This window comes from uncultured Veillonella sp. (genome assembly GCF_900545795.1).
Lineage (GTDB): Bacteria > Bacillota > Negativicutes > Veillonellales > Veillonellaceae > Veillonella_A.
In genome coordinates, this window is record NZ_URAR01000010.1 from 17,959 (window position 1) to 32,070 (window position 14,112).

A 14,112-nucleotide genomic window follows, 5' to 3' on the forward strand; every position below is an offset into this window, starting at 1 on the left:
TTTATTTTAAACTTAATAGTTTCACCTTTACTAATACCTGTTGTTAGGTCTTCTCCAAGCGTGCTATAAAAAACTCCTAGCATTGCTTAAAATATCTCCTCAACATCGCTTAAATAGCTCCTTAACATCTCTTACACGTTATTCTTCACATGGCTTAAAATTTATCCTTAATATCTCTTAAAGGCACTTCTTAACATCTCTTAAAATTTCTATAGACTTTATTCTTATAATATAGTAGGACGCCCCCTATTTATGGTACAATATACTAATATTAAACTTTATATAAAGGAGGGTACTGCCTATGTACTCACAAATTTCCATCATTATAGCCTTTGCCATATATTTAGGGCTCATGATGTATATTGGAATTTATTATTATCGAAAATCTAAAAATCTAAGCGATTATATTCTAGGTGGACGCCAATTAGGCCCCTGGATTACGTCTATGAGTGCTGAAGCATCAGATATGAGTGGCTGGATGCTAATGGGATTACCAGGCTTTGCCTATAGCACAGGGATTTCTGCTATTTGGATTGCTCTCGGCCTCGCTGGTGGTACCTGGCTCAATTGGGCTTTTATTTCCAAAAGGCTCCGCAACCACACCGAAGTGGCTAGCAATAGCTTGACTATTCCAGATTATTTAAAAAATCGCTTCCGCGATCACACTAAAATCCTGCCTATCGTATCAGCCCTATTCATAGTTATTTTCTTCCTCATTTATACATCTTCAGGCTTCGTAGCAGGGGGCAAACTATTTAATACCATCTTTGGTCTCGATTATGTAACGTCCTTATTAATTACTGCCGGGGTTGTTATTTTCTATACCTTCTTAGGTGGCTTCCTTGCTGTTAGTTGGACTGATTTAATCCAAGGCACCATGATGTTCTTTGCCATTTTAATTGTACCAGTTACAGCAGCCTTCATGATGGGTGGCCCCACTGATACGATGAATCTCATCGCTACCGAGTTCCCTCAAGGCCTATCTATTTGGGGGCCGGAAACAGACACCTTTACGTTAGTCATCGGCATTATTTCCTCTCTCGCTTGGGGCCTTGGTTATTTTGGTCAGCCTCATATTTTAGTGCGCTTTATGGCCATCTCCAGTGCCAAAGAACTAAAAAAAGCAACTAACATTGCTATGGTTTGGGTAATTATTTCACTTATAGCCGCGGTTGTCGTTGGTCTTGTCGGTAAAGTATACTTAACAACACCACTAGAAGGGCCTGATGTGGAGCGCGTGTTCTTAGTTATGAATGAACAACTCTTCCCTCCATTTGTGGCCGGCCTCATTTGGTCTGCTGTACTTGCTGCTATCATGAGTACAGCTTCTGGTCAATTGCTCGTAACCGCCTCTTCAGTAGCACAGGATTTATACAAAAATATTGTGCGTCACAAAACTAATGATTATGAGCTCGTTATGATTAGCCGTATTACAGTACTTGTGATCTCAGCCCTAGCCCTTTGGCTTGCGCTAGATCCTAGCAGCTATATTTTAACCATGGTTGCCTATGCTTGGGCAGGCTTTGGTGCTGCCTTTGGTCCAGCGATTCTGCTTTCGCTTTTCTGGCGCCGTATGACCTTAAAGGGCTGTGTTGCTGGCGTAGTCGTAGGTGGCTTAACGGTGCTCATTTGGAAGCAATTTGGTTGGTTTGGACTCTATGAAATCGTACCGGGCTTCATTCTTTCCACCCTTGCCATTTATATCGTGAGCCTACTCGATACACCACCTTCAAAAGAAATTACTGATGAATTCGACGAAGCGCAACGCATGCATATTCTATAATAAAATATAACAATCTATGCTAAGACACAATGCATAAAAAAGGCGACTTACCAATTGGTAAGTCGTCTTTTTATCTGTCTCTAACGAATCATCATAGTCGCATTACCTACTGGCAATACAAAGCGAAGATTTTTATAGCTTGGCTCAACAATCCAATGTCCATGCGTATCCATAATCCCCCACTTGCCATCTACGCGAACAGCCGAATAATAGGACACAAAGTTAGACACATCTTGAATCTTTACATCCTTTGCTTCATATACCACTTGACCAGAAGTATCAATAATTTTATACCCGGTGAATCCAGATCCTAATAAAGAATCATCTACAACCCAGGCATAGCCTTCAGCACCAAAGAAACTATGTTTTGCCCCTTTAGACAAAGTAAACATTTCTTGTCGTTGCGGTTCCATTTTATACACATGTTTAACATCAGAGCTTTCAGCAACGATATATCTATCGTTCATAAAGTCTATGGAATTGTAAATAAATGGCAACACCTCGGTATTGTCATTATAGTTTAAAACACCTCGTTTTTCAGTCATCGTATTTTTCAGTGCAATATATGGATCAAAAAGACTAATGCTATCTAGTTCATAGTCTCCAAAAGGAATTAAGAACTCACCTTGACGATTAACTACAGCTAATTTATGGTCATTTTCAATAATTGTACCGAATGGCATCATCGGATATACAAAATCATTCTTACTATCTACTACCACTCGACCATCTCGGTCAATATAGCCTCGTTTTACTTTATCGCGCACTACAGTCACTCCGCCAAAGAAGTGATGATGACGATGGTCCCAAAAATCATCGTATCCATAACCATGACCTATACCAAGGCCAATGCCATCACTGCCAAAGCTTATGCCAATCCCTGTATCATGGCTACCGCCAAAACCACCAAAAGCAATGCCCGCAATAGCACCGAGTAAATTAAAACCAGATGCTTTGCGTTGAATTTCAGCTAAACCATTGTGATAAGGAGATACCGAATCTGCATTAACCGTAAATAATTGCGTGCCCGTACTATCAATAGCTACTATTTGGCCTTTTTCATTCTTTACAAAAGCGCGGTCTTCACTAAAATCAGTGTATATATCCTTATATTGCGGTGCAATCACAATCTCTTCACTAATCGTCCTAAAACCATAACGCTTAGTTTTTTTATCTTTAAATGGCAAATATACATCAGATTCATAACGAGTCTCTGTTACCTCTGGTGCTAGTACACGCACCCCTACATATCGCTTAGCTTCAGTAGTTTCTCTACTCTCTGGCTGGCCCTTATCACTACTACCAGCTTCGTTAGTTGATCCATTCTTGCGTTCTGTCTCCTCGTTTACCTTATTCTTTTTATTTTCTTTGTTCTTCTTTTTCTCTACAGGATTACTAAAAACAAGCGCGTGCCCTCGATTAGCTGACTCTACAAATTTATACTGTGCTGGTACAATTTCACGACCTTGATTGTCGATTAAGCCATATCCATCCTTAGTTTCTACAATAGCCAAAGCCGTAGGCACTGCTTTATAATCCTCTGCTGTAGCTCGTCCTGATTCATCTGGATCTACTAGCCCTTCAGTTAGGGCTACAGCCTTGAAGTTTTCTAAACTACTGAGAGGCTGTTCATTAATATATTCTACCTCATCACTAAACACGACTGTCTTAGGCAAATAAGTTACGGACTCCGCAATAGTCGCCTGGCTCTCACCCCAGCCTAAGCAAAATGTACAAACAGCGGCTAATAGCCATGCCTTGGAACGCTTTGATGACTTCATATTAGGCCTCCTTGCAAATAATATAGCAAAATCACTATAAAACAATACTATTACATATACACATAAATGCATATATACATCTACACATACATTTTAGCTTATTAGTTATTTTTAAAAGATGTAAGTAAACTACTTGTGAATAGTCTAGATATGAGTAATCTATTTATAAGTAATCTAGTTATGAATAAACCACGTTTATAGAAGCTACTTTTGAAAAAGCTACTTTTTATACTCTGCGTTTGAATAATCTACTAATGATTAACCTCCTTCGAAATAAGCTACTTTTATATTTCGACACAAACTTGGTTTTGTCCTTTTAATACTATGTATTTAAAATAAGCAGATAAGATTAAGTATTTAATATTCGGCCTTTAATCTTAAGTATTAAATAACAAAAAACCACAAGCCCCTCTTTCGAGAGTCTTGTGGTTTTTATTTACTTCAGTTTATGACTATTGAACAGTCTCACTAAGCCAGTCTAAGATTATAGAATTTCTTCAAAACCTTTTTGTAGACGAACATAAGATTGACGGCGTTCTTTAGCATCAGCTTCAGTTTTTGCGAATAATTCTTCAGCAATTTCTGGAGCAGCTTTCTTCAAGGAAGCATAACGAACTTCATGCATTAAGAAGTCACGGAAGTTTTCAGTTGGTTCTTTAGAATCAAGGCTGAATGGGTTTTTACCAGCAGCTTTAAGAGCTGGGTTGTAACGGTATAGATCCCAGTAACCGCAAGCAACTGCACGGCGTTGTTCTTCTTGAGCACCGCCCATACCACCTTTGATACCATGGTTAATACATGGGGAGTAACCAATGATTAAGGATGGTCCTGGATATGCTTCAGCTTCAGTGATAGCTTTCATTAATTGGTTTTTGTCAGCGCCCATGGATACTTGAGCTACATATACATAACCATAAGACATAGCCATCATGCCAAGGTCTTTCTTCTTAGTACGTTTACCGGAAGCAGCGAATTGAGCTACAGCAGCTGTATGAGTGGATTTGGAGGATTGACCACCAGTATTGGAGTAAACTTCAGTATCGAATACGAATACATTGATGTCTTCGCCAGATGCTAATACATGGTCAAGACCGCCGAAGCCGATATCATATGCCCAGCCGTCACCACCGAAGATCCATTGGGAACGTTTAACAAGATATTGTTTCTTATCAAGCATTTCTTTAATGTCTTCAGTTTGTTCAGCTTTTTCAAGTTCAGCAACTAAAGCAGCTACGCGTTCACGAGAACCTTCGCCTTGGTCTTTAGCTTCTAACCAGCCTTCGATAGCAGCTTTTAAGCTTGGAGCAGCAGTTTCAGCAACTTTTTCTGCAGTTTCAGCTAATTGAGTGCGGATTTTCTTAGCACCAACTAACATACCATAACCGTATTCAGCATTATCTTCGAACAAGGAGTTAGCCCATGCTGGACCATGACCTTGTTGGTTTTTAGTGTATGGAGAAGCTGGCATGGAAGCGCCCCAGATGGAGGAACAACCAGTAGCATTCGCAATAACCATACGGTCACCGAACAATTGAGTAATCAAACGAGCATAAGGAGTTTCGCCACAACCTGCGCAAGCGCCGGAGAATTCGAGCAATGGTTGTTCGAATTGGCTACCCTTAACTGTATCTTTCTTCATTGGATTTGGTTTAGTTGGTAAGTTAACTGCATAATCCCAAGTTTCTGCAAATTCCATTTCTTCGTCGATTGGACGCATTTCGATGGCTTTACCTTTAGGGGATGGACAAATGTTAACACAGTTGGAACATCCTAAGCAGTCAAGTGGAGATACGGCAATGCGGAATTGTAAGCCGTCTTTGCTGCCAAGAGCTGGTACAGCTTCAAAGTTTGCAGGACCGTTTTTAACTTCTTCTTCAGTAGCAAGAATTGGACGGATTGTAGCATGTGGACATACGAACGCACATTGGTTACATTGGATACAGTTTTCTTTAATCCAGTGTGGAACGAATAATGCAGCACCACGTTTTTCGTAAGCAGCAGTACCAGAAGGTAAAGTACCATCTTCATGAGTTGTGAAAGTACTTACTGGCAAGTCATAACCTGCTTGCGCATTAACTGGTTGGCAAATGTTTTCCACATAGCTTGGGCAAGATTGGCAACCTGGTTTAACAGCAGCAGCTTTTTCATCAACAGCATTTTTCCAGTCAGCTGGAACGTCGATTTTAACTAATGCGTCAACACCTTTGTCGATAGCCGCGTTGTTCATATCAACAACGTTTTGACCTTTTTTGCCATATGTTTTTTCTACGGAATCTTTTAAGTATTCAATAGCTTTATCAACAGGGATAATGTTTGTCAATTTGAAGAATGCAGCTTGACAAATCATGTTGATACGACCACCAAGACCGATTTCTTGAGCGATAGCAGCAGCGTTGATAACGTAGAAGTTCAATTCTTTTTCTGCAATGGTACGACGAAGCTTAGCAGGTAATTTTTCAGCTAATTCTTCTGGAGTCCAAGTACAGTTCAATAAGAATGTACCGCCTTTTTTGATGCCACGAAGTAAATCGTATTCGTGAACATAGGATTGACGATGACAAGCGATGAATTCTGGTTCAGTTACAAGGTAAGGTTTGTTGATCGGAGTCTTACCAAAACGTAAGTGAGACATAGTTACGCCACCAGATTTTTTGGAGTCGTAATCGAAGTATGCTTGAGCATACATGTCAGTGTAGTCACCGATGATTTTGATAGCAGACTTGTTAGCACCAACAGTACCGTCGGAACCGAAGCCCCAGAATTTACAGCCAGTTAAGCCTTCGTCTTTAATGTCAACGCCTTCAACGCGTTTTAAGGATAAGTTAGTTACGTCGTCTTCGATACCTAAAGTGAATTGACGTTTAGGAGCGCTAGCTAACATGTTGTCAAATACAGCTACGATATCGGAAGGAATAACGTCTTTGGAGCTTAAGCCATAACGGCCAGCGAATACTTTAGCGTTAACATCATGTTGTACTAAAGCAGCTTGAACGTCTAAGAATAAAGGTTCAGCCAATGCACCTGGTTCTTTTGTACGGTCTAATACAGCGATGCGTTCTACAGTCTTAGGAAGAGCTGCGATGAAACGATCAGTTGCAAATGGACGGAACAAATGAATCTTAACAAGACCAGTTTTGCGGCCTTGAGCGTTTAAGTAGTTAACAGTTTCTTCTACAACTTGGCAGCTAGAACCCATAGCTACGATAACGTCAGTAGCATCTGGAGCACCGATGTAGTTGAATAATTGGTAGTTACGGCCAGTAAGTTTGTTGATTTCAGCCATGTAATGTTCTACTACATTTGGAACTTCTAAGTAGAATGGGTTAGAAGATTCACGATGTTGGAAGTAGATATCAGGGTTTTCTGCAGTACCACGAGTTACAGGGGAATCTGGATTCAAGGCACGTTGGCGGAATTCTTTAACAGCTTCCATATCTACTAATGGTTTTAAGTCTTCATAGTCAAGAACTTCGATTTTTTGAATTTCATGGGAAGTTCTGAAACCGTCGAAGAAGTTAATGAAAGGTACGCGAGTCTTAATTGCAGTCAAATGTGCAACTGGAGCAAGGTCCATAACTTCTTGAACAGATGCTTCGGAAAGCATAGCACAACCAGCAGCACGAGCTGCCATTACGTCTTGGTGGTCACCAAAGATGGAAAGTGCATGAGCTGCTAACGCACGAGCTGCTACATGGAATACGCCTGGAAGTAATTCACCAGCCACTTTGTAAAGATTTGGTAACATTAAAAGTAAACCTTGAGAAGACGTAAATGTAGTTGTCAAGGCACCTGCCTGTAAGGAACCGTGTACAGCGCCTGCAGCACCAGCTTCAGATTGCATTTCTACAACTTGTACTGGATGACCGAAGATGTTTTTACGGCCAGTAGCAGCCCATTCATCAACATGTTCTGGCATTGGAGATGATGGTGTAATTGGGAAAATCGCAGCTACTTCGGTAAAACCGTATGCAACGTGAGCCGCAGCCTGGTTGCCGTCCATAGTTTTCATTTTACTCATGTTAAAAAAGCCTCCTTAAGCATTAAAAATGAGTTGTACACTTGCTTACCCTTATTATCTCAGGAACAAATTCCCCCGCACCTAGCGCATCTATATAATTCGTTGCGTGTAAATAGCCTATAGTATACTAGTATATTGAATACACTATAGGATTGACTAAAACGCAATATATTATGTAATACACCGGGCCAATCGCCTCTTCAAAGGCATTTCTATACTCACTAAGCAACATATACTGTTAGAAATTAATGCATTATATGTCGTATTTTTCGTAAAAGCATTGCCTATCTTGCAAAAATGTAATAATATAATACTATTAATACTCATTTACAAGAGGAGGACTTATTTCATTCCTAAAATAACAAATCGATATAGCCTCATACGTTCATTATACAATTATAGAATTGAGATAGCAATATGAAGGCAACGTGTTGGTTTGCTAATTATGAGATTATCAATTTACTTTTATTCATAGGTCCTTTACATTTACTCATACATTTAAATGTATCGATTTAATTGCATTCTTATTAGTTGTATTAAATGTTTTATTGAGTTTCTCTCTTGTTGTATATTGAGAATAGGACCTGTACCATACATAGTAGGTAGTATCAATTCTACCTAGTATTGTATTCCGTAATTTGAATCATTTTATTATATTCTAGTTAGTTGTATTACTTTTATTAGCATTACAATTATTTTTAATTTTTCTTAAGATACTCGAGGTGTACCATGGACTTTCATCATTTAAAATACTTCGTAGAAGTAGCCGATCAAAAAAGTTTTAGTAAGGCAGCACGCAATCTTCATATCTCGCAATCTGCAATCAGCCGTACTATTAAAGCATTAGAAGATGAATTGGGCGTGGTTCTCTTCATGCGTAATGCCAAATCAGTAGAATTAACTGATGGCGGCACAATTTTCTTAACTCACGCTAAACGCGTAGTATTCATGTTTGAACATTTAAAAGTAGATTTCGAAAACGAATTCCGTCTAGAACAAGGTTCCATTCTTATTGGTTTACCACCTATTACGGATGCACCAATTTTCGCCCAACTTCTTGGGGAGTTCAAACGTGCCTACCCTCAAATCGAGCTTGGGCTTTATGAATATGGCTCTAAAAAAATCGAGCTCAACGTACAAGAAGGTATGGTAGATATTGGCATCATCTGTACTAAGCCAAATCCAAAAGAATTTGAATCCTTCTATTTAACTAGTGATCCACTCTCTGTTGTATTACCACGTGATAATCCATTAGCCAAAGAAAAGGAAATTTCTCTTGAAATGCTAGCGGACGAATCCTTCGTAATCCATAAAGATGACTTCAATCTTCATGATGAACTTATCAAAGCGTGTAAACACGCTGGTTTCCAACCACATGTAGTATTTGAAACAAGCCAACGAGACCTCATGTTGCAAACTGTAGGTGCGCATTTAGCCGTGGCTATCCTTCCTAGTCGCCTCTGCCCTACTAAGGGAGAGAATACTAAAATCGCGACTAATGTAGTAGTCCGTCCATTAGTAAAACCAGAAATTACCCATACATTGTATGTAATCTGGAAGAAAGGTCACTACCTTTCCCACGCATCTCGCTTATGGTTAGACTTTGTAACGGCTAAACTTCCATTGCCAACTATTGCTAATCCTGAAATAAAATAAAATAAAATAAAATAAAATAAAATAAAATACTATATAGAAGGAACACTATCTTATGAAACGGTCTACCGTTTATAAAACTGTCATTTCATTACTCTTTGCAGTACTCATAGGTTTTATCGCCTATCAACAAGCTCAAATTGACGAACTTGCCACCCGCGTATACGGGGAGCATAATATGAGCGATTACGATAGCTTTGACTACCGCATCACAAATCTAGAACACATTAGTAACAACCATGCGGCTCGAATCAAAACCTTAGAAAAAGAAGTCTGGCTATTAAAAAAGCAAAACAATGCCCTTCAATGGCGCATTATGCAACTTGAGTGGATCCATCCCGAACTAGCAGTCCCTCAAACAACGCCAATTAATACAGACAATTATATGAAAGACTTTGACCCTAACCCAGGTAAAGTACCAAACCCTATGAAACCTGGTGAATCCATCTTCAAAGAAAAGGGTCAATAAAAACCATAAAAGCCTGCGCTTTGTAGCGCAGGCTTTTTCTATTTCACCTCTTCGTCGCCGCCTGCGTTAATAAAAATTCCCTCTCCTCGCTATAAGACAAGCCTTTTATGGTGAACACAAAGTGTGTATAAGGCAAACTCTATTCGGTCAGATTTTACTAATTAGTTATAAAAAAGAGCCTCTATATACATATAGCGACCATCCGAGCTTGACGATCATAAGACAAATTTCTCCTCCCCATCTTAATAAGAAACGCCTCTCCAATAATGCCAATAAGATAGAAAATTTGCTAGAGCCCCCGATAACGCTATAAAAAAGAGACCCATTGTGTATGTAACGACCATTCGAGCTTGACGAGTTGGGAGTAAATACACAATGGGTCTCTTTACTAATATTTAACTGATAATATTTTCTATCACAAAACGCGCATTATCGGAGAGGCTTTCTTACTTTATCACCTATGCCCCCACGCCTTTCCTCCACAACAGCCACTACATCGCCCTCATCTTGACTCACTTTCACAGTATCGGGCACGCCTACCAAATCATGGGCCAGACGTTGTAGTTCTTGAATGGTATAGATAGGTAAATTAGAGTCTTTCAAACGTTCGATTAAATCTGTTCGTGCCGGATTAATAGCAATCCCCCGCTCTGTAACTAACACATCAACAGACGAGCCGGGAGTAATTACCGTTTGTACCTGATCTACAATCATAGGCAAACGACCACGCGTAAGAGGACAAGTAATGACGGTGCATTTAGCCCCTTCAGCAGTGTCACTATGCCCCCCAGAAGCCCCCATCAATACTCCATTAGAATCAGTTAAACAGTTTACATTAAAGTTTACATCAATTTCTGTAGCTCCCAAGAAGACTACGTCTAGATAATTTGTCATGCAATCAGTCCATGGATTTGCGTACATGGACGCACTGATTTCAATATGGTTTGGATTGGTCGCTAAGGAGTGCGCTGCCACTGTATCAAAGGATTGGGTATCATAAATGGCCTTGATTAAGCCTTCTTCCAATAGGCCCGTTAAAATCCCGGTAGCACCACCGATGCCAAAACCTGCAGTAATCCCTTTAGCACGCAAACTGTCGCCAATATGCTTGGCCACCGTAAGCGATGCACCACCAGCACCTAACTGGAAGGCAAAGCCTTCTTTAATAATATCCGCTTCATTTAAAAATTGCCCTACTAGTTCAGCAATTTTCTGTTGCACTGGACTTTTGGCAAAACCAATAGCGCCTGATGCAATACCTTCTGCATCGCCAATTTCATCCACTACAACTACATAATCAACATCAGTTTGTGGCACCGATGGATGAGGCACAACATCCACTAAATTATCGGTAATAGCCACTGTCGTATCTGCATAATGAGAGTCCACCATAGCGTAACCTAATGAGCCACAAGCAGATTTTCCCATAGAACCAGTAAAATTCCCACGGTAATCACAGGTTGGAGCCCCCATAAAAGCTACATCAATATGAAGTTCGCCACTAACAATAGCTCTAACACGGCCCCCATGAGAACGCACTACTAAAGGACGCTTTAAAGCTTTAGGATTACATGTTAAGTATTTTCCTAACTCATCTCGCACACCGGAAGTTTCTAAGGCGGTAACAATACCAGCTTTAATATAATCAATGAGAAACTCGTGACAAGGACTCAAGGAACTTGCAGCAATAGTTAAATCCTTAATGCCTCGTGCCTTAATTGCTTCCATAACTAATCTCATAACATAATCACCATTTCTAAAATGATGGTGGAATGATATAGTCATGCCGTCAGCTAGACCAGTTTTTTCAATCGCCTCGTCTAAAGATGCCAATACTTTTCCCTTCTTATAAGTATGTTGGACACAGGCTTCACTTGCCTTTATAGATTCATTTGTTTCGCCAGCTAATTGTACTTTAATCCCCGCAGCCCGTGCTTTATCTATAATGCGCTGCGCTCTCACTACTATCGGCTTATCAATCATTTTACCGTCAACCGCTAATACGCCCTTATTATTAGCCACTGCATCAGCATAAGCATTCAGCACCTTCACAGAGTATGCAATCTCTTTATCACTTGGGGTAAAAACCTTATGCGCTAATGCAACTTGCGTAGGATGAATACAGGATTTTCCATCAAATCCAAGGGATTTTATGTAATTAACCTCTTCAAGGAATCCCTCTGTGTCTTTCACATCAGAAAACACTGTATCAATGCATCGGATGCCGGCCTCACGAGCAGCAAGCAAAATAGTTTGACGCGCAAAAGTAAGCTCTACAGCGGGCTTTGATTTTCCAGTCCTAAGATCTGCGCGATAATCTTCTGCCCCTAGTGCAATGCCAATGACACGTGGTCCGTGACAAATCTCACGCACATTGTAAAGACCTTTCACCGACTCAATGGCTACAATAATGTTAATTGAACCTTCAGGCCAGCCCATTTCCTGCTCAACTTCAGCAATTTTATGTGCCACTAATTCCACTTCTGACACGTCTTCAGTTTTAGGCAGACGAATCAAGTTAGGCTTCGCTCGTACAATCACATCTAGGTCATCTAAGCCAAAGGGAGTCTGTGTAGGATGATTGATACGTACCACTGTTTCTGATTTAAAAGGAATAGCCTTTAACATCTCTGCTACTAACAAGCGAGCTGAATCTTTTTCATCCACAAAAATAGAATCTTCTATATCAAACATTAAGCTATCAGCACCATATACATCGGCACTATTGAGCATTTTAGGCGTGTTGCCAGGTACGAACATCATGCTCCGAGCAAGTCGTTCTTTAGCCGCTTCCGTAAGAGCATTCTCGGAGTTAACTGTGGAACTTTTTACTGTTTCCGCTATCACATTGCGGGAATTATCGCTAGGACTCTTTATCGCCGCCGAAAGTGCATGATTCAAATTATCTCGGGCATACTCTATTTCGCTCTGTATTTCACGCTTTATAGTCCTCTCTATTTCATCCTTTATTGCACCCTCGATGTCATCCCCATATTCATCACTAAGAGTTTTTGCTCGATTTAAAGCCGCTAATACGCGCGCCTTAATAGTATAATCCCAGGCTCCTTGATCCTGTGCCACTACTCGAACACCGTCAAAACCAGCTTCCACAATGGTTTTACGAATCAATTCCTCTATATGAGCTCCATATTGTGTTTGCACCTTGGATTCTAATTCAATTTCAATCCCTGATTGCTTAGGAAATACGATGATTAGGATATCTTGTTTTTCTGCAAATCCTGCCTTTGCTTCGCGCCGAATAGATAACATACAAAAGCCTCCCTATCTCTTTTACAAGTGAAATATAAGTAATTAATCTTTTTCAACTTGTATTATATACTGCCCAGTATACAAAAGATAATAGAGAGGCCCTATAGTGGGTATAAAATTTTATTTTACTACCTTGTATTTCTTGTAGTAGTTTTCTAAGAAATCAGTAAATGTTTTTACTGCAATGAGCTTTGTACTCATTTCACTATAGTACAAATAGGTAGGTCTAACAATAGGTTCACCATTTTTATGAACTATAGGTTTAATAAAGAGCTTGTCTTCAATGCAACTGCCTAGACCTAAATAAGGTAAAATAGCCCAGCCTAGCCCTTCACGCACAAATTGCCGACAAGTCACCATGGAGTCAAGCTCCATAGATGGCATATAGTTTGGAGGTAAATTTTCATCACACCAGTTCGATATGATCATTGATACTGATGGGTCCGTGCGATATTGAATCAAAGGTAACTGAGCCAATTCATCAATTGTAACCGGCTCTTTATAGACTAAGCAATACGGTTCTTCAAATAATGGTTTACTATGTCCATTCCCTTCTCCTCGCGCAATGGCCACCATGACCTCACCAGCATTAAACATCTTTTTAACCTGCGCACTATAGCCTGTTTTCACCTTCACACGAATGCTCGGATATTGTTGCGAAAATTCTTTTAATAGGCGCGGCAGCTGATAGTCCGCAAAGTTAATAGACGAGGCTAAGGTCAAGGTCCCTTGAATTTGCCCACTCATTTCCCCCATAGTTTGTTTTAATTGCTCTAGCTCCGCCAACATATGCTGACAATAGGTATAATATAGTTCACCTTCCGGGGTAAGCACAATACCTTCATTAGTACGAATTAATAAGGGATGCCCCATAGCATTCTCCATTTGCCTTAGGCGGTAACTTAAGGCTGGTTGCGATAAAAATAATTTATCTGCTGCCTTAGTTATATTACCTTCTGCTACAACGGTTACAAATGTTTGCCAATCCCTTGTATCCATGAATCTCTATCTCCTTTCCTAAAATTTTTGATGCCCTCATCGCTAACAATTCATAGTATGATACTAGAGTTTTAAAAGTAATTGCAAAAATAGGGACTTCGAAAAGTCCCTATTCAATGTGTTTCTATATATAGTTTAC

7 protein-coding genes are annotated in these 14,112 nt (G+C 39.9%); 3 read left to right on the forward strand and 4 right to left on the reverse strand.

Translation table 11 applies throughout. The features are described 5' to 3' along the window. The first annotated feature begins 301 nt into the window (after positions 1-301). Positions 302-1,783, forward strand: coding sequence for a sodium/proline symporter PutP (gene putP, locus QZR90_RS05930; protein ID WP_295789814.1), 1,482 nt, complete (start codon positions 302-304; stop codon positions 1,781-1,783). A gap of 80 nt (positions 1,784-1,863) precedes the next feature. Here the strand turns inward: putP and QZR90_RS05935 are convergent, their stop codons facing one another. Next, positions 1,864-3,564, reverse strand: a complete 1,701-nt coding sequence (locus QZR90_RS05935) for a WG repeat-containing protein (protein WP_295789816.1) — start codon at positions 3,562-3,564, stop codon at positions 1,864-1,866. A gap of 484 nt (positions 3,565-4,048) precedes the next feature. Next, positions 4,049-7,582 (reverse strand): pyruvate:ferredoxin (flavodoxin) oxidoreductase, encoded by a 3,534-nt coding sequence (nifJ, locus tag QZR90_RS05940; protein ID WP_295789818.1) that lies wholly within the window; start codon positions 7,580-7,582, stop codon positions 4,049-4,051. Positions 7,583-8,311: 729 nt separating this feature from the next. Between nifJ and QZR90_RS05945 the strand changes: the two genes are divergently transcribed. Together QZR90_RS05945 and QZR90_RS05950 are read left to right on the forward strand one after the other, a co-directional pair. Beyond that, positions 8,312-9,238: a LysR family transcriptional regulator gene (locus tag QZR90_RS05945; RefSeq protein WP_295789820.1), complete on the forward strand. Its 927-nt coding sequence runs from the start codon at positions 8,312-8,314 to the stop codon at positions 9,236-9,238. Between the two features lie 52 nt (positions 9,239-9,290). Further along, positions 9,291-9,704 carry a hypothetical protein gene (locus QZR90_RS05950; protein WP_295789822.1) on the forward strand — a complete coding sequence of 138 codons (414 nt, stop codon included), beginning with the start codon at positions 9,291-9,293 and terminating at the stop codon, positions 9,702-9,704. 429 nt (positions 9,705-10,133) lie between these two features. Here QZR90_RS05950 and citF read toward each other — a convergent pair whose 3' ends face one another. Together citF and QZR90_RS05960 are read right to left on the reverse strand one after the other, a co-directional pair. Further along, positions 10,134-12,974 carry a citrate lyase subunit alpha gene (citF, locus tag QZR90_RS05955; protein WP_295789823.1) on the reverse strand — a complete coding sequence of 947 codons (2,841 nt, stop codon included), beginning with the start codon at positions 12,972-12,974 and terminating at the stop codon, positions 10,134-10,136. Positions 12,975-13,094: 120 nt separating this feature from the next. Beyond that, on the reverse strand, positions 13,095-13,973 hold the full coding sequence (locus QZR90_RS05960; protein WP_295789825.1) for a LysR family transcriptional regulator: 879 nt from the start codon (positions 13,971-13,973) through the stop codon (positions 13,095-13,097). Positions 13,974-14,112: the final 139 nt, after the last annotated feature.